The following is a 16,783-nucleotide window of genomic DNA, read 5'->3' on the forward strand; positions in this document are numbered from 1 at the left end:
ATGTTGCAATATACAAACTAGTGCTTCACTATTTGGAACAACAGGGAGGACACCATGCGTTCCATTTTCAAGGCGTCTGTCGCGGCGCTTTCGACGGCTGCGATATTGTCGGCTGGCGGTTTCAGCGCGTCGGCGGAGGGGCTGACCGGTGATCTGACCATCTTTCTCGACACGTCGAACCCGGCGCCCCGCAAGGTGATGGAGGACACGATCGCGCAGTTTCAGGACATGAACCCCGACCTGAACATCGAAACGACGATCATTGACCGCGACGCCTACAAGACCCAGATCCGCAACTTCCTGACCGCGAACGCACCGGACGTGGCCACCTGGTACGCGGCGAACCGGATGAAACCCTATGTCGAGGCGGGCCTCTTCGAGGATGTAAGCGATCTCTGGGCCGAGGAAGAGATTGCCAGGAACCTTGCATCGACCAAGGGCGCGATGACCATCGACGGCAAGCAGTGGGGCGTTCCCTATACCTATTACCAATGGGGCGTCTATTATCGCAAAGACATCTTTGACGAGCTTGGATTGAGCGAGCCGACCAACTGGGAAGAGGAAAAGGCAAACTGTGCGGCGATCCGCGAGTCCGGTCGGGTTTGTTACGCGATCGGGACCAAGTTCCTGTGGACCGCCGGCGGCTGGTTCGACTATCTGAACATGCGCACCAACGGCTTTGATTTTCACATGCAACTGGCCAGCGGCGAAATCAGCTGGCAGGATGACCGGGTCCGCCAGACCTTTGCCAACTGGCGCGAGCTGATCGATATGGGGGCGTTCCTTGACAACCACCAGTCCTATAGCTGGCAAGAGGCTTTGCCCTTCCTGGTGCAGGGTGACGCGGCCTCTTACCTGATGGGCAATTTCGTGGTCGCACCCCTGCGCGAGGCGGGGCTGACCGACGAGCAGCTGGATTTCTACCAGTTCCCGGTGATCAACCCCGATGTCGCCCTGGCCGAAGATGCCCCGACCGACACGTTCCATATTCCGGCCGGTGCCAGCAACAAGGAGAACGCCCGGGCCTTCCTGCGCTTCATGGTGTCCCCCGAGGTGCAGACCGCGATCAATGCGGGCGATGCGTTGGGCCAGATGCCGATCAACGCCATGTCGGCGGTGGATGATGACAAGTTCCTGAACGAAGGCTTTGCGATGCTGTCCACGAATTCCCCCGGCGGCGTGGCACAGTTCTTTGACCGCGATTTCCCGGCGGAAATGGCCAAGGTCGGCATGGAGGGGCTCCAGGAATTCATGGTGCGGCCCGACAATCTGGACGCGATCCTCAAGCGCCTGGATAAGGCGCGCGAGCGTATCTACAAATAGCGGTTCCGGGGCAGGCGGCGCGTCTGCCCCATATCCGCCCAGAGACTGATATGCAGACCCTGACAGGCAATATCGCGACCAAAGCCCGGGTCTGATCCGACCCGACCCGCCGCACCGCGCAAGCGATACGAGGTTCAAGATGACGACAAGCCCCGACATCCAAGACAAGTACGCCCCGCCCCGACGGTCGTGGTACAAGCGAAACGAGATCGCGTTAACGCCCTGGTTGTTCCTGATCCCGGCGGTGCTGTTTTTTCTGGTCTATGTCATTCTCCCGATCATCCAGAGTTTCAACGTGTCGACCCTTGCCTGGGACGGGCTGGGCGAAAAGGAATTCATCGGGCTCGAAAACTATCGCGAACTCTGGGACGATCCGGCGTTCTACATCTCGTTGCGCAACAACCTGATCTGGCTGCTGCTCTACCTGCTGGCGATCCCGGCGGGCCTGTTCATCGCGCTGTTCCTGAACCAGACTGTGCGTGGCATCCGTATCTACAAATCGCTGTTCTTCTTTCCCTTTGTCATCAGCCAGGTGGTCGTGGGGCTGGTGTTCAGCTGGTTCTATGATCCGACCTTCGGGTTGCTGAACGCCATTCTCGGCGTGGTCGGGCTGGGGCCGATCAACGTGCTGGGCGACCCGACCTATGTGACCTATGGCATCATCGCCGCCGGACTCTGGCCCCAGACCGCCTATTGCATGATCCTGTATCTGACAGGGCTGAATGCGGTCGATCCCGAACAGGTCGAGGCGGCGCGGCTTGACGGGGCCAGGGGGTGGAAGATGCTCTGGTACGTGATCATTCCCCAGCTCAAACCCGCCACGTTCATCGCCTTCGTGGTGACGATCGTCGGCGCGCTGCGCTCGTTTGACCTGATCTCGATCATGACCAATGGCGGACCGTTTGGCGAAAGTCGCGTGCTCAGCTTTTACATGTTCGAGGTCGCGCTCTCGGAATACGGGTTCCGCATGGGGTATGGCGCGGCCATCGCCGTGGTGCTGTTCCTGATCATGCTCTGCTTCATCGCCTATTTCCTTTACTCGATGTACAAAGACGAGAAGGGCCGCTGAGATGTTCCCCAAGCCTATCGCCAAATCATCCCGCGGGGCCCAGCTCGGTTATCAGGCGCTGCTGCCTGTTGCGCTGATCTTCTGGCTGTTGCCGCTGATCGCGGTGGCGCTATTCTCGGTCAAACCGGCGGCGGATTTCTCGACCGGTGACTACTGGAACCTGCCATCGACCTTTGGCGGACTCGAGAATTACGGCAAGGTGTTCTTTGACTCCGACATGCCGCGCTATCTTCTCAATTCGCTGCTGATTACCGTGCCCACGGCCATCGGCGCGGTTGCGTTGTCCTGCATGGCGGGGTTCGCGCTCGGCATTTATCGGTTCAAATCCAACCTGTGGCTGTTCTTCATGTTCGTGGCCGGCAATTTCGTGCCGTTCCAGATCCTGATGGTGCCGGTGCGTGACCTGACCCTCGATCTGGGGTTGTACAACACCAAGACCGGGCTGGTGCTGTTCCATATCGCGTTTCAGACCGGGTTCTGCACGCTTTTCATGCGCAATTTCATCAAGGGGCTGCCCTTTCCCCTGATCGAGGCGGCGCGGGTCGAGGGGGTCGCGGAATGGAAAATCTTTGTCTACGTGGTTTTGCCGCTGATGAAGCCCGCCATTGCCGCACTGTCGGTGCTGATCTTTACCTTTATCTGGAATGACTATTTCTGGGCGGTGGTGTTGACGCAGGGCGCGGAATCACAGCCGGTGACGGCCGGGATCACCTCGTTCAACGCCCAGTACCGCGCCGCCTATCACCTGATGAGCGCGGGGGCGATTGTTGCCGCGCTGCCACCGGTGGCGATGTTTTTCCTGATGCAGAAACACTTTATCGCCGGCCTGACGCTGGGGGCCGTCAAGTGATCAGGTGCTGGCGACTGGACGATGACCGCCAATCCCTGGTGCTGGGAAGCGACGGCGACCGTCTGGCCGAAATGGTTTATTGGGGCCCACGATTGCCCGATGGCGAGGATCTCGCGACGGTGTACCGGGCAAATGCCCTTGATGTGACGGGCGGGATGCTGGATGCCAATCCGGAGCTTTCGATTTGCCCCGAGGCCACGCGCAGCTTTCCGGGGCAACCCGGCCTGATCCTGAGCACCGGTGACGGGACACCGATCTTGCCGAAATTCCGTCTCGCCGAGGCGCAGGAGGGCGGGGATAGGCTGGTGCTGACCTATGCCGATGACGCGCATGGGCTGACCTATGCGGCCAGTTTCGGGATAGACCGTACAACCCATGTCATCGAAGCGCGCAGCATTCTGCGGGCCCGCGCGCCGGTGCGCCTGCACTGGCTCAGCGCGCCGGTGTTTCCAGCCTCGCAGCAATCGGACGAGATGATCGATATGTCCGGGCGGTGGTGTGGCGAGTTTCAGTTGAACCGAACCCCGTGGACCGCAGGGATGCGACATCGCGAAAACCGGACCGGCCGCACCGGACACGAGCATTTTCCGGGCCTTGTCGTGCCCTGTCGCGGGGCGACCAACACCCGTGGGCATGCCCAAGCGTTTCACTATGGCTGGTCCGGCGGGCATCGCATGGTTGCCGAGGAGCTCCCGGATGGGCGGCGGCAGATTCAGTTCGGTCATGCCACCGGCCTCGAGACCGCGCCCGGTACCCGGTTCGAGACCGCGCCGCTCTATGCGGTGTTTTCACAAGACGGCATCAATGGGTGCGCGGTGGCCTTTCAACGGCATCTGCGCGACCGGATCGTAACCTGGCCAGACCCCGACCGACCCCGTCCAGTGCATTACAATTGCTGGGAGGCGGTCTATTTCGATCACGACCTGCCGGTGCTGTGCGACATTGCCGACCGCGCCGCCGCGCTTGGGGCCGAGCGGTTCGTGCTGGATGACGGGTGGTTTGGCAAACGCGATGACGATTGCCGCGCACTTGGTGATTGGGAGGTTGACCCGCGCAAGTATCCCAACGGGCTGGGGCCATTGATCGACAGGGTTCACCAATTGGGCATGACCTTTGGGATCTGGTTCGAACCCGAGATGATCAACCCGGATTCCGACACGTTCCGGGCCAATCCGCATTGGGCTCTGGGGGACGGGGACCAGATCCCGGGCCGCCAGCAGATGACGCTGAACATGGCCTTGCCCGAGGTACAGGGGTTTCTGTTCGACCGTATCGGCAAGGTGTTGCGCGACAATGCCATCGACTATGTCAAATGGGATCATAACCGGGTTCTGCCGACGCCTGATGCCGCGCAAACCCGCGGAACCTATGCCCTGATCGACCGGCTGCGCGGGGCGTTCCCCCATGTCGAGATCGAAAGCTGTGCGTCGGGTGGCGGGCGGATCGATTTCGGGATCCTGTCGCGCAGCCAGAGGGTCTGGCTCTCGGACAGCAACGACGCGCTTGAACGGCTCAGGATGCAGCATGACGCGGCGCTCTTTCTGCCGATGGCAGTGACCGGCAGCCATGTGGGCCCGCGCACCTGCCACACCTCGGGGCGCACGCTGGACATCCGGTTCCGGGCCTGGGTCGCGGCGCAGCGGCACATGGGTTTTGAAATGGACCCGCGCGAACTCTCCGCAGACGAGGCCCGGCTGCTCGGGGATGTGACCGCGTGGTGGAAATCAAATCGCGACTGGCTGCACCGTGCCGATATCCTGCGGCTGGATAGCCCCGATCCGGCGGTGATCGCCGAACAGCAGCTGGCGCAGGACGGGACGCGATTTGTCGTCTTCGCCGGCAAGGCGGCGACATCAGGCCAGATCGCCCCGCGCCCGCTGCCGCTGACCCGGCTTGCGCCGGATGCGCGCTATCGTGTCGAGCTGCTCAACCGGGCGGATGCCGGGCCGTTGTCGCGGGGGGATCAACCGCTGAAATCCGGTCCGCTCGAACTGAACGGCGGATACCTGATGAACCACGGGCTGACCCTGCCCTGGGCTTTTCCGGAAACGATGTGGGTGATTGAAGGAACCTTGATATGACCGACAGGCAACGCGCGCAGACACCAACCGCACGCTTTCATGATCTCGCGGGCAAAAGCGTCTTTGTGACCGGCGGCGGCGCGGGGATTGGTGCCTATCTGACCGACGGGCTGATGGCGCAGGGCGCCAAGGTGACGTTTGTACAGCGATCCGATGCCACGGCGTTTGCCGACCGGATGGAGCAAAAACACGGTGCGCGCCCGCTCGCGCTGCAATGCGACGTCACCGATATCGCCCGGCTCAGGGCCTGTATCGCCGAGGCTGGCGCGGCACATGGCGCGGTGACGGTTCTGGTCAACAACGCCGCCAACGATCAGCGCCACCAGACTCTCGAGGTTGACGAAGACTTCTGGGACTGGTCGCAGGCGGTGAACCTCAAGGCCTATTTCTTTGCCTGCCAGGCGGTGATCGAAGGCATGCGGGCGGCTGGCGGCGGGTCGATCATCAACTTTTCATCGATCAGCTACATGATGGGCAACGCGGGATATCCGGCCTATACCACCGCCAATTCCGGCATCAACGGCATGACCCGCAGCCTCGCGCGCGAGTTTGGCCCCGACCGGATTCGCGTCAACGCACTTGCACCCGGCTGGGTCTTGACCGACAAGCAAAAGGAAATGTGGGTGACGCCCGAGGCGCTGGCGGCGCATCTTGAGCGGCAATGCCTGAAAGAAACGCTCGATCCCCAGGACATGGTGGATGCGGTGCTGTTCCTGGCATCCGATACCAGCCGGATGATGACGGGTCAGGCATTGGTCGTGGATGGCGGCGTGGTAACAACGGGGTAGATGAACGTGCCTGAACTTGCAGACTGGATCGCGGTGGATTGGGGAACGTCGAACCTGCGCGCCTGGGTCTTTGGCCCTGATCAGGCCGTGATCGCGCGGCTGGGGTCGGATCGCGGCATGGGATCGCTGGCGCCCGACGCCTTCGAAGCCGCGCTGCTTGACCTGATCGCGCCGCATCTGGGGGACGATCCTGTGCCGGTGATCTGCTGTGGCATGGTCGGCGCGCGGCAGGGATGGCAGGAAGCGGCCTATGTCACGGTGCCCTGCGCACCGCCGGGGGCCGGACAGGCCACCGTGGTCACGGCCAGCGACAAGCGGATTGCGCCGATGATCCTGCCGGGGATGCAACAGGGCACCCCCGCCGACGTGATGCGTGGCGAAGAGACCCAGATCGCGGGATTTATCGCTCAACATCCGGATTTCGACGGGGTGCTGTGCCTGCCCGGCACGCATACCAAATGGGCCCGGATCAGCGCCGCGGAAGTGGTGAGTTTCCGCACTTTCATGACCGGCGAGCTGTTCGCGCTGCTGTCGGGAAAATCGGTGTTGCGCCATTCGGTCCAGACCCCGGACTGGGACGAGGCCGCCTTTGCCGAGGCGGTGGGCGACGCGCTTGGCGCGCCGCAGAACCTGGCGTCGCGATTGTTCGGATTGCGGGCGGAAACACTGGTCAATGACATGCCGGCAGGTGCTGCACGGGCGCGCCTGTCCGGGTTGTTGATCGGCCTCGAACTGGCGGGGGCGCGGCCCTATTGGCTGGGGCAACGGATTGCGGTCATTGGCGATCCGGCCCTGTCGGCGCTGTACGAGACCGCACTTGGGCATCAGGCCGTACCGGTGGAGCGCGCCGACGGGGATGCGATGACTCTGGCCGGGTTGCGGGCCGCCTATGAAAGCTGGAAGGGAAACAGGACATGAGCCGGAACATCATTGCGATCCTGCGGGGGATCACCCCGCCCGATGCGCTGGAACTGGCCGGGGCGCTGATCGAATGCGGCATCACCAGGATCGAGGTGCCGCTGAACTCCCCCGAGCCGTTTGACAGTATCGGACAGATGGTGCGCGCCTTTGGCAATGACGCGCTGATCGGGGCGGGAACGGTGCTGACACCCGAGGATGTCACGCGGCTGGGCGATATCGGGGCCACGTTGGTGGTGTCGCCCGATTGCAACCCCGCCGTGATCGAGGCCACCAAGGCCGCTGGCATGTTGTCCTATCCCGGCGTGATGACGCCGACCGAGTGTTTCACGGCGCTGCGCCATGGAGCCGATGGTCTGAAGTTCTTTCCCGGCAGCCTGATCGGCCCCGACGGCGTCAAGGCCATTCGCGCGGTGTTGCCCAAGGGGACCGAGGTGCTTGCCGTGGGGGGTGCCGGCCCCGAGAACTTTGCCGAATGGAAAGCCGCCGGCGCGGATGGGTTCGGCATTGGCAGCGCACTGTACAAGCCCGGTTTCACCGCCGCGGATATTCGCGAACGCGCGGCGCGCATGGTCGAAGTCTATGACCAGGTTTTTGCATGACGGGTGTTGCGGCCTTTGATCCCCGCGCCTGTACGCTGGGTGAAGGGCCGCTCTGGCATCCCGAACGGCAGCAGCTCTTCTGGTTCGACATCAACGCCAAACGGCTGCTGAGCCGTGTCGCTGATACCGCGCTGGAATGGCAATTCGACCGGCATGTTTCGGCGGCCGGTTGGGTCGATCGTGACCGGTTGCTCGTGGCCAGCGAAACCGATCTGTTCCTGTTCGACATGGAAACCGGCACCAGCGAAACCCTGTGCCCGCTGGAAGCAGAGCAGATCGGGACGCGGTCAAACGATGGCCGGGCGGATCCCTGGGGGGGCTTCTGGATTGGCACCATGGACAAGCATGCCGCGCCACGGGCCGGGGCCATCTATCGTTTCTACAAGGGCGAACTGCACCCGTTGATCCACGACCTGACGATCCCCAACGCGATCTGTTTCTCGCCGGATCGCAAATACGCCTATTACACCGACACCACCACCCGCCAGATCATGCGCCAGAGGCTCAAGGCCGAAGGCTGGCCCACGGGGCCCGCAGAGGTGTTCGTGGATCTGCGCGATCGGGGGCTCAATCCCGACGGGGCGGTTGTCGATGCCGAGGGGTGCCTCTGGAATGCGCAATGGGGGGCGTCGCGGGTGGCACGGTATTCCCCCGATGGGCGCGAGCTGATGCATGTCGACATGCCCGCCACACAGATGACCTGCCCCTCGTTCGGAGGGCCGGATTTTGCAACGCTCTATGCCACGTCGGCGCAGGAAGGGATCGACTTGCCGTCACCCGAACAGGGCCAGACCCACGCCACCCCGGTTGCGCATCGCGGCCTGCCGGAATATCGCGTGATCCTCTGATGCGGCGTACGCTTGGCACCTGTTACTATCCCGAGCACTGGCCCCGCGAAATGTGGGCGCAGGATGCCCGGCGCATGGCCGAGACCGGGCTGACCTGGGTGCGCATCGGGGAATTCGCCTGGTCGCGTCTTGAGCCGCAACCGGGCCGGTATGAGTTCGGCTGGCTTGACGATGCCATCGCGGTGCTGGGGAATGCGGGGCTGCGCGTCGTTCTGGGCACGCCAACGGCGACCCCGCCGCGCTGGATGATCGGGCGGCATCCCGACATGCTGGCGGTTGATGCAGCGGGACGGCCGCGCAAATTCGGATCGCGGCGGCATTACTGTTTCAGCCACGAGGGTTACAGGCAGGACTGCGCCGCCATCGTCAGCCGGCTTGCTGAACGTTACGGGGCCAACCCGCACGTGGCGGCGTGGCAGACCGATAATGAATATGGCTGTCACGACACGACCATTTCCTACAGCGACGCGGCGCGCCGGGCGTTTCGCATATGGCTGCGCAACCGTTATCCGGGGGCCGGGAATGACGGTGACATCGCGGCCCTGAACGCGGCATGGGGCAATGTATTCTGGTCGATGGAATATGATGAATTCGACCAGATCGACCTGCCCAACCTCACGGTGACGGAACCCAACCCGTCGCATGTGCTGGCTTTTCGCCGGTTCAGCTCGGATCAGGTGGTGGCGTTCAACCGGATGCAGGCCGAGATCATCCGGCGTCATTCAACCGCTCCGATAGCGCATAATTACATGGGCCGGATCACCGAGTTCGATCATTTCAAGGTGGGCGCGGATCTGGATATCGCATCTTGGGACAGCTATCCTCTGGGCTTTCTCGAAGACCGCGTGGGGGCCGGACCGGCGCATCAGCGCGCCTTTGCCCGGCAGGGCGACCCGGATTTCCAGGCGTTTCATCACGATCTCTATCGCGCGGTGGGGCGTGGCCGCTGGTGGGTGATGGAGCAGCAACCCGGCCCGGTGAACTGGGCACCGCACAATCCCGGCCCTCTGCCCGGCATGGTTCGCCTGTGGTCGTGGGAGGCCTTTGCCCACGGGGCCGAGGCGGTCTGTTATTTCCGCTGGCGGCAGGCCCCCTTTGCGCAGGAACAATTGCATTCGGGCCTGCTGCGCCCCGATGGCGTCGATGCGCCGGGGATGGCCGAGGCGCGACAGGTCGCACAAGAGATCCGCGACGCACCCGATGTGGCACCGGCGCGGGCGGCGGTGGGGCTGGTGTTCGACTATGACGCGGATTTTGCCTGGGCAACACAACCGCATGGCGCGGGGCTGAGCTATTTCGGGCTGGTGTTCGACACCTATCGCGCGTTGCGGGCCCTTGGCCTGTCGGTCGATATCCTGCAACCCGATTGCCGCGATTTCGCGGGGTACCGGCTGATCCTGGCTCCCGGCCTGATGCACATGCCGCGCGCGCTCGGGACCGCGCTGGCAGCTGGCAAGGCGCAGGTGGTGCTCGGCCCGAGAACCGGTGCGCGGAACATCGACATGGCCATCCCGGTTCCCTTGCCGCCGGATTTTCCCGGTCTGGACGCCACCGTGTCGCATGTCGAAAGCCTGCGTGCCGATATGCCGATCCCGCTATTGTCGGGCGGGCAGGTCGTCCATTATCGCGAACATCTGCAAGGCGATGCGACGGTGGTCGAGCAGACCATGGATGGCGCGGCGGTTGCCATGTGCCAGGGCAACGTGACCTATCTTGGAGCATGGCTCGATCAACCGGCAATGCGGCGGTTTCTGGCCCGCGCCTGCGATCAAGCGGGGATCGCGACGATGACCCTGCCCGACGGACTGCGGGTCCGTGATTGCGGGGGCGAACGGTTCTGGTTCAACTACGGCGCGGAACCGGTGACGTTTGACGGCCTGTCGCTCGCCCCGGCGGGAGTCTTGCGGCAAACGTCTCGCGGGCAGGGGTGACGCCTTGGGGTGATCCCCAAAAGGTTGCTTTGTGTAGAAATAATTCCTCTCCTGCGAGAATTTGACCCTAGGTAAATTCGCCGGGCGGGGCTAGGCTCTTTCGGGCAAGCCATGCGGCATTGGACATCCGCGCGGCGGGGCAATGTCGAGATCGGAGGCCGTCATGAGTTTGACCGACACCCAGGACGAGTTTGTCAAGAAATTCATCCTGCTGACCGACAGCGAAGATGTGTCCGACCTGCAAGAGGTGCTCGACCGGCTTGCCCGGGTCGAGGTTCCCGCCGGAGCCACCGAGCAAGAGGCAAAGGATATCGGCGCGGAAATCGCGCTTGCCCGCGAATTGCTGCGCGACCCGGACACGCCGATGGTTGTCGATCAGGCGTCGATGGCAACGGGCGGGGCCGAGCGGCTGGTCGAGCAGGTCGCAGAACGCATCAAGCGGACCGGCGAAGAGGCCGCGATGCTGCTCAAACGCGCGGGCGGGCTTGAGGCGACATTGGATGGCGAGGCCCCGGCGGATGAGCGCGAGACGCTTCGCAAGAAGGCCCTGGATCTTGCCGCGACCCTTGATGGTGCCACCGATCCCGTCATCGTTGCCACCGCGAAATCCGGTGTCGAGGAGCTGGAGAAACGCATCCTTCTGGTGAATGAAACGGCAGAGCGGGACCGGGAGACGCGCAAGAAAAAGGCCGAAGAACTGCGCGCCCAGGCTGCCAAGATGACCCTGCCGCCGGATGCGCTCGAGGGGGAGACATCGACGGCGGAAACGCTGGTCAGGAAACTTGCGGACCTGCCCGAGATACCCACGCCCGAGGCGCTGGAACAGGCGGGCAAGGATATCGCCGCGCTGGTCGAGACCCTGAATGACCTGGAACTCAGGCTCAAGGAACGCCGCACCCGCTTTGCCAGGGTTGCGCCGCTGTTGGAGCGGCTTGCCAATGATGCGCCCAAGCTGGCGGCGCATCCGCGTGCGCCCGCCAACGGCGAAGCCGCCGAGATCGCCCAGGACGCGAAAAAGGTGCTGGCGCAGTCCCAGCCGCTTGCGGATTGGTCCAAGGTTGCGGAGTGGGGCGAGGATTCGCTGAGCAGTCTGGAAAGCTCGATAACCGAACTCGAACGGCGCATGGACGAGTTGAACAAGGCCATCGCGCAAAAGGTTCTGGATGTCGACAAGGCGATTGAGGCGGCGATGACCTGCATCTCGACCCCCGAGGGCCGCGCGTTTGCCAAGGGGCAGGTGACGGCCTTTGAGCTGTTGGTGACGCAACAGGCCAAACTGGCTGGGGATGATCTGGACCAGGCGGAAACCGTGATCTCGGAACTGGGTACGCTGGTTGGCGGGCTGAACCGGTTGTCCAGGGCGCTGGCGGCCCGGGAGGCGCGGATCAATGCGGTTGTGGTGCCGCCGGATACCGACCTGTCCACCAAGGAAAAGGCGGCCTTGGTGGCGGCCAGGAAAACCGCGCTGGATGCCCTGGACAAGGTGGACGAGCTATGAAGATCGATAAACTCGCAGGACCGATTGCCGAGTATGAACGCCTCGCGGCCAGGATCGCCGCCGCGGTTCTGAAACGGGCGGACCTTGCCGCCAAGCTGGGCGGTGGCGCGGAACTGGTCAAGGTGATCGACGGCTTTGGCGATGCCGATGCCTTTGCCGAATTCGCCGACCGGATGCCGGCCAACCCGCCACTGGAGGACGTGATCAAGGCGTTCGGCACCGATGTGGGGGATATCGGCCAACTGGTGACAACGATCCTCAAGGGCAACACCGATCTGCTGGTCGCGCTGGCGGAACAGGGATGCGGGCGTGAACCGGCCAAGCTCAAGGCGCTGTCGGACGAGCTCAAGAAAGATCCGAAACCGATGCAGGACATGATTGCCGAGGGTGGCTTGGGAGAGAATCCCGAGGCGCTGGCGGCGATTTTTGACGCGGGATGCGGGCAGGATCCGGGCAAGTTGCAAGTCTTTCTCAAGAAGTTCGGCAAGAAGGACGAGCGCGAGAAACTGGCCGGGGTGCTGGGGCAGGGTGGCCTGGGCCAGGCCCCTGAGGCGCTTGGTGCGCTGGCCAGAGAGGGGGATGGCGACCTGCTCAAGTTGTTGTCGGCAAAATACACCAGCGATGGCGACAAGGACGCCTTGCGCGGTTTGCTGAGCCAGACGGCGCTGGACGGCCGGGCCCCGTCAAACCCCGAGATGTTGCGCAACGTGATCGTCGACGGGCTGGGCGGCAAACCCGAACGACTCAAGGAATTGCACACGGCCTTTAGCGGCGGGCCGGAAACCGGTCTTGGCGATCTGGATCGGGTGCTGACGGGTCTGGATGGTGATGACGCCAAGGGCGGCAAGCGGCTCGACCGGCTGTTCAAGGCGCTGAAGGGGCGCGACGGAACCATGAGCGATCAGGCGCTGGCCGATCATCTGCGGGATCCGTTTCTGAAAACCTTTGCCGCTGAAGGGGCCGCCAGCCGGATGCCGCCCGTCGGCGGCACCGATGGTGTCACCGCCGGGATCGCGGCGGCGCAGGCGCATGGGAAACCGGGCAAGGCGGGGATGGCCGGTACCCTTGCCATCGGAATCGGCCCGGCACAGGCGGCGGACATGTTGTCTGCGGGCATCGTCGGTGAGGACGCCCGTGCCACGTTTGACGAGGCGATGTTGCAGGCCGGGGAGCTAGATGCACGGGGGAGCGCGCTGGAGCTGTTGGCGGCGCAGGGGGACAGCACGCAGACCCCTTTGACCAAGCTTGCCACCGAAGCCGTGCACAAGGCGACGACGGCGATGAACGCCCGTCTCGAAGGCGCGACCCCCGCCGAGATCGCGGCGCTGGTCCAACTGGCCGAGGACGCCATGAGCGCCGCCGGGATCGAACCGGATGCGGGAGAGCGGAGCAAGGCCATCGCGGCGGCCAAGGCGGCAGGTGCGGCGGCCCGCCTCGCGGCGCAACGGGCGGCTGCGATGAAGCTGGCCGCAACCGCCAGCGGTGGTGCGGCCGTGGCGGCGACCGAGGCGCTGGCCGCCGTGCCCCCGACGCCGGCCAGCACGCCGCCAACCCCGTTGCGTATCGCGGCGGATTCCTACGCCAGCACGGCACAGGATGCCGCCGTTTTTGCCGCAACCCTAGATGCGGCGCGGCAGAATGCGGCGGGTTCGGCGGCGGCGAATGCCAAGGTCCTGAGCGCGCCCGAGAGCACCGCGGCGACCAAAGCGGCGCAGGCGGCGGCGGGCGCGGCAACAAGGATGGCCGAGACGGTCAAGAACGCCCCGCGCCCGGTTGATCCGGCCTTGCTGGCGCGGGCGGCGGCGGTGGCCGAGGCCGCGCTGGCGCAGGCGCGCGCGGTGGCGGATCAGGGGGTTGCCGAAACTACCTGTGATGCGGGCAAGGCGGTGACCGATGCAATTGCCGCTGCAATAAACGAAGCCGCGTCGCGCATTGCAACCGACCGGGTGCGTGGCAATCCCGAGGGGAAAAAGGCGCTAAAGAACCTAGCGGTTGCGGATACCTGCAACGGCATCGCCGGTCGGTGTCTGAAACCGGGCAGCGAGGGCGGCACGCTTGCCGCGTCACATGGCGATATTCTGGCCGGGGCGCAGACCGGCAAGGATATCGCCGCCTATGAACTCAGCGCCACGCAAAAGGCAGATGCCGAGGCCGAGGCCAAGGCGCAGGCGGGTCCGGCGGCCAAGAAGATCGATATCGACAACCTGGTGGCACAGTACAAGGCCGACGCGATCCTTGCCCAGCAGGCCGCCAACCAGGCGGCGCAGGCCCTTGCCCTCGCGGTGCCCAGTGACGATCCGGCGATCTATAACGGGCTGCTCAAGACGGCGGCGGATGCAGCGGCCAAGGCCTTTGCCGCCGCCCGGAAGGTCGTCGATGATGGCGAGCGCGCCAAGACCCTGACGGCGGCCAAGGATTGCGCGGCGGCCATTGCCACCGCTTCGACGATACCGTCGATCAAGGTGGTGTCGGTCGCGGTCAGCGCCAAGGCCGATCTGGATGTCGCCACCGGTGCGGCGCGCGGTGCAGCGATGACGGCGGCGGCGGCGGATGACCTGCTCAAGGCGACCGCGCCGGATCTGAAACAGGCGGCATCGGACGCGGCCTATCGCGCGGCGGCGGAGACGGCGGGGGGAACACCTGACGCCACGGCCATTTCCGATGCGGAAACGGCGGCCAATGACAAGGCGGACAAGGCCAGGCAGGCGGCCGATCTGGCGGTGACGGCCCTGGCGGGTGCGACCCCGGCGGCGGATTCCGCCGCCTATGCCGTGTTGATCAAGGACCTTTCGGACAAGGCCGAGGCGGCGCTGGTGGCGGCGCGTGATGCAGTGGACGATACTAAGCGCGACGCCGCCCTGACCGCTGCGCAGAACGGTGCGCAGGCCGCCGCAGCGGCCACCAAGGCGCTTGCCGACCATCATCTGGCCGAGGCGGCCAGCGCCGCCAAGGCCAAGATGGACGAGGATATGCAGGACATCACCAGCCATGTGTCCGCCAATATGGCCGCCGCGCCGGTGGCAAAGGTGAACAAGACCTTTGAGCGGGGCAAGGCGGCGCTTGCGGATGCGGCGGCGGCGGTGCTGGCACAGCGGGCCGAGGCCGAGCCGGCTGTGCGCAGCGCCACCGAACTGGCCGAAGAGAAACAGGCCAAGGCGGCGCTGCCCGGTGCCGACCAGAAGGCCAAGCTCGATGCGCTGGTGGCGGCGCGGGATGCGGCCAGGCTTTTGGCGGAAAAGGCGGTGGAACATTTCGCCGGCCCGCCACCTGCGCAATGGGGCGGGCTGGTTGCCGGGCTGCCCGCCGCGGCACCGGCCAATGCCGCCCCGATGCCGGCCCATCCGGAAACACAGTTTCAGAATGCCCTGGTTGCCGGTCAGGCCGCAAGCAGCGCCACCACCGCCGCCCGGGCCGCGGCCCAAAAGGTCGAGAGCGCCAGCAAGGCCTTTGAGCGCGAGCTGAAGGCGATCAGCAAGCCGACCAAGGCCGAAGGCGATGCGCTCAATGCGGTCACGCCGATCAAGACCGGCGCCGAGGCCGTGACCACGGCGATTGTCGGCAGCCAGGATTTTGTCGCCGATGCGCTCAAGGCGGTTACCCAGTCTCTCAAACAGGTGACGATGTGGGCGAACGCCAACCATGCCGCCGCGCCGGAAACCCTTGCCTTGCAGGCGACGACAGGGTTTTCCAGCTCGGCCTATGAAGACGCCAAGGTCGCCGCCATAGGCGAGGCCGACCTGATCCGGGTTTCGGCGGGGCTGGTCAAGGATCCCTATACCGGCCCGGCCCATCCGGCGGCGGTGGGCATTCCGGGGGGCACGGTGGACATGGCCCATATCACCGACCGGCACGTGGCCGAAACCTATCTCTTTGACGCCGAATCCTGCCCCAAGGGGTCGCAACATGATGCCGGGATACTGTTGGAGGCCACGCTGATCGGCCAGGGCAAGACCAACGCGCAAAAGGCGCTGATCAAGGAGGGCAAGCGCAACAAGCCGAACTCCTTCTTTCCCGAGGACATGGATGCGCCAAAGGCCAAGCTGCTTGCCGAGGAGGCAATGCTCGACGCGGTCGGCGCGAATATCGCCACGACCATGTGGAACCAGATCAGCGTCCCGCTGGCGGCGGCGCGGGTAACTCTTGCTAATGCGGTTGGCGGCGCCATTCCCGCCGCGGCGGCGCAGGTTGAAAAGGAATGGAAAAAGGCGTGGCAAGACCACACCTACAACAATCCCAACCCGCCGCCGAAATCCGTGACGGTCGGCGTCAATTTCCACTCGGATCCCGGTGCAAGCGCCGTCAGCGCGGCGGGCGTTCTGAATGCGCGGATGTTCTATCCGAATGATGGCGACAAGCTGTCGACGCCGGATGTATTGATCATTGCCAAGGCGTTGGGGGTCAACCAATGATTTCGACAGATGGAGAGGCACCGGAATGAGCATGCTGCGTGGGGAATTGTGGGTGATGATACCGGGAACGGGTCTGCGTTCGCTCGAAGATCTCAAGGAAACCCCGGCTTTGCTGAGCGGCATGGAACCGGGCCGGCGCGCCGATCCCAATGGCGCGCTCGGCATCACGGACGAGATCGAATATGTGATGGTCGAGGATGCGTTGAACGGTGCGGCGGGGTTCTTTCTGGATGACCTTCCCGATCTGTTGCGCGCGGGCCAGGGGGGAGAGTACGGGTTTCGGTCCGGCCCCGAACGGGTCGCGGTCGAGGTGGATGGCGACGAGGCCACGCTGACCGGATGGGACGGTAGCGAACTGAGCACACCGGTAGCAGACCTGCTGCGGGTGTTGGAACAGATGCAGGCCGAATATGCCGAACTGTCCGCGCTGTTGTCGGGGGGCTGACCGGCGGCTTGATCTGATCCG

The 16,783-nt window shown here is 64.4% G+C and carries 12 protein-coding genes; all 12 read left to right on the top strand.

The window, feature by feature from the left end; translation table 11 throughout:
- The first annotated feature begins 54 nt into the window (after positions 1–54).
- The 12 genes from ACP15R_RS16085 (at position 55) to ACP15R_RS16140 (ending at position 16,762) form a co-directional block, all read left to right on the top strand.
- The gene (locus tag ACP15R_RS16085; RefSeq protein WP_424987481.1) at positions 55–1,323 is read left to right on the top strand and encodes an ABC transporter substrate-binding protein; all 1,269 of its coding nucleotides are present in this window, start codon (positions 55–57) and stop codon (positions 1,321–1,323) included.
- Between the two features lie 139 nt (positions 1,324–1,462).
- Complete coding sequence (locus tag ACP15R_RS16090) at positions 1,463–2,392, top strand: carbohydrate ABC transporter permease (protein WP_424987482.1); 930 nt, start codon at positions 1,463–1,465, stop codon at positions 2,390–2,392.
- Between the two features lies 1 nt (position 2,393).
- Positions 2,394–3,242, top strand: a complete 849-nt coding sequence (locus ACP15R_RS16095) for a carbohydrate ABC transporter permease (protein WP_424987483.1) — start codon at positions 2,394–2,396, stop codon at positions 3,240–3,242.
- Positions 3,239–5,323 (top strand): alpha-galactosidase, encoded by a 2,085-nt coding sequence (locus tag ACP15R_RS16100; protein ID WP_424987484.1) that lies wholly within the window; start codon positions 3,239–3,241, stop codon positions 5,321–5,323. The genes ACP15R_RS16095 and ACP15R_RS16100 overlap by 4 nt, the downstream gene beginning before the upstream one ends.
- Positions 5,320–6,111 carry an SDR family NAD(P)-dependent oxidoreductase gene (locus ACP15R_RS16105; RefSeq protein ID WP_424987485.1) on the top strand — a complete coding sequence of 264 codons (792 nt, stop codon included), beginning with the start codon at positions 5,320–5,322 and terminating at the stop codon, positions 6,109–6,111. The genes ACP15R_RS16100 and ACP15R_RS16105 overlap by 4 nt, the downstream gene beginning before the upstream one ends.
- A gap of 6 nt (positions 6,112–6,117) precedes the next feature.
- Positions 6,118–7,029 carry a 2-dehydro-3-deoxygalactonokinase gene (locus tag ACP15R_RS16110; protein ID WP_424987486.1) on the top strand — a complete coding sequence of 304 codons (912 nt, stop codon included), beginning with the start codon at positions 6,118–6,120 and terminating at the stop codon, positions 7,027–7,029.
- Positions 7,026–7,631 (top strand): 2-dehydro-3-deoxy-6-phosphogalactonate aldolase, encoded by a 606-nt coding sequence (locus ACP15R_RS16115; protein ID WP_424987487.1) that lies wholly within the window; start codon positions 7,026–7,028, stop codon positions 7,629–7,631. Before ACP15R_RS16110 ends, ACP15R_RS16115 begins: the two co-directional genes overlap by 4 nt.
- Positions 7,628–8,479, top strand: coding sequence for an SMP-30/gluconolactonase/LRE family protein (locus ACP15R_RS16120; protein WP_424987488.1), 852 nt, complete (start codon positions 7,628–7,630; stop codon positions 8,477–8,479). The genes ACP15R_RS16115 and ACP15R_RS16120 overlap by 4 nt, the downstream gene beginning before the upstream one ends.
- Positions 8,479–10,410 carry a beta-galactosidase gene (locus tag ACP15R_RS16125; protein WP_424987489.1) on the top strand — a complete coding sequence of 644 codons (1,932 nt, stop codon included), beginning with the start codon at positions 8,479–8,481 and terminating at the stop codon, positions 10,408–10,410. Before ACP15R_RS16120 ends, ACP15R_RS16125 begins: the two co-directional genes overlap by 1 nt.
- A gap of 163 nt (positions 10,411–10,573) precedes the next feature.
- On the top strand, positions 10,574–11,908 hold the full coding sequence (locus ACP15R_RS16130; protein ID WP_424987490.1) for a hypothetical protein: 1,335 nt from the start codon (positions 10,574–10,576) through the stop codon (positions 11,906–11,908).
- Complete coding sequence (locus tag ACP15R_RS16135) at positions 11,905–16,317, top strand: hypothetical protein (RefSeq protein ID WP_424987491.1); 4,413 nt, start codon at positions 11,905–11,907, stop codon at positions 16,315–16,317. The genes ACP15R_RS16130 and ACP15R_RS16135 overlap by 4 nt, the downstream gene beginning before the upstream one ends.
- Positions 16,318–16,342: 25 nt before the next feature.
- On the top strand, positions 16,343–16,762 hold the full coding sequence (locus ACP15R_RS16140; protein ID WP_424987492.1) for a hypothetical protein: 420 nt from the start codon (positions 16,343–16,345) through the stop codon (positions 16,760–16,762).
- Positions 16,763–16,783: the final 21 nt, after the last annotated feature.

This window comes from Microbulbifer sp. S227A (assembly GCF_049800935.1).

What these genes read in the sequence shown, in the direction of transcription:
- ACP15R_RS16085 (WP_424987481.1), top strand. Translation starts at nt 55, where the DNA reads ATGCGTTCCATTTTCAAGGCGTCTGTCGCGGCGCTTTCGACGGCTGCG.
- ACP15R_RS16090 (WP_424987482.1), top strand. Translation starts at nt 1,463, where the DNA reads ATGACGACAAGCCCCGACATCCAAGACAAGTACGCCCCGCCCCGACGG.
- ACP15R_RS16095 (WP_424987483.1), top strand. Translation starts at nt 2,394, where the DNA reads ATGTTCCCCAAGCCTATCGCCAAATCATCCCGCGGGGCCCAGCTCGGT.
- ACP15R_RS16105 (WP_424987485.1), top strand. Translation starts at nt 5,320, where the DNA reads ATGACCGACAGGCAACGCGCGCAGACACCAACCGCACGCTTTCATGAT.
- ACP15R_RS16115 (WP_424987487.1), top strand. Translation starts at nt 7,026, where the DNA reads ATGAGCCGGAACATCATTGCGATCCTGCGGGGGATCACCCCGCCCGAT.
- ACP15R_RS16120 (WP_424987488.1), top strand. Translation starts at nt 7,628, where the DNA reads ATGACGGGTGTTGCGGCCTTTGATCCCCGCGCCTGTACGCTGGGTGAA.
- ACP15R_RS16125 (WP_424987489.1), top strand. Translation starts at nt 8,479, where the DNA reads ATGCGGCGTACGCTTGGCACCTGTTACTATCCCGAGCACTGGCCCCGC.
- ACP15R_RS16130 (WP_424987490.1), top strand. Translation starts at nt 10,574, where the DNA reads ATGAGTTTGACCGACACCCAGGACGAGTTTGTCAAGAAATTCATCCTG.
- ACP15R_RS16135 (WP_424987491.1), top strand. Translation starts at nt 11,905, where the DNA reads ATGAAGATCGATAAACTCGCAGGACCGATTGCCGAGTATGAACGCCTC.
- ACP15R_RS16140 (WP_424987492.1), top strand. Translation starts at nt 16,343, where the DNA reads ATGAGCATGCTGCGTGGGGAATTGTGGGTGATGATACCGGGAACGGGT.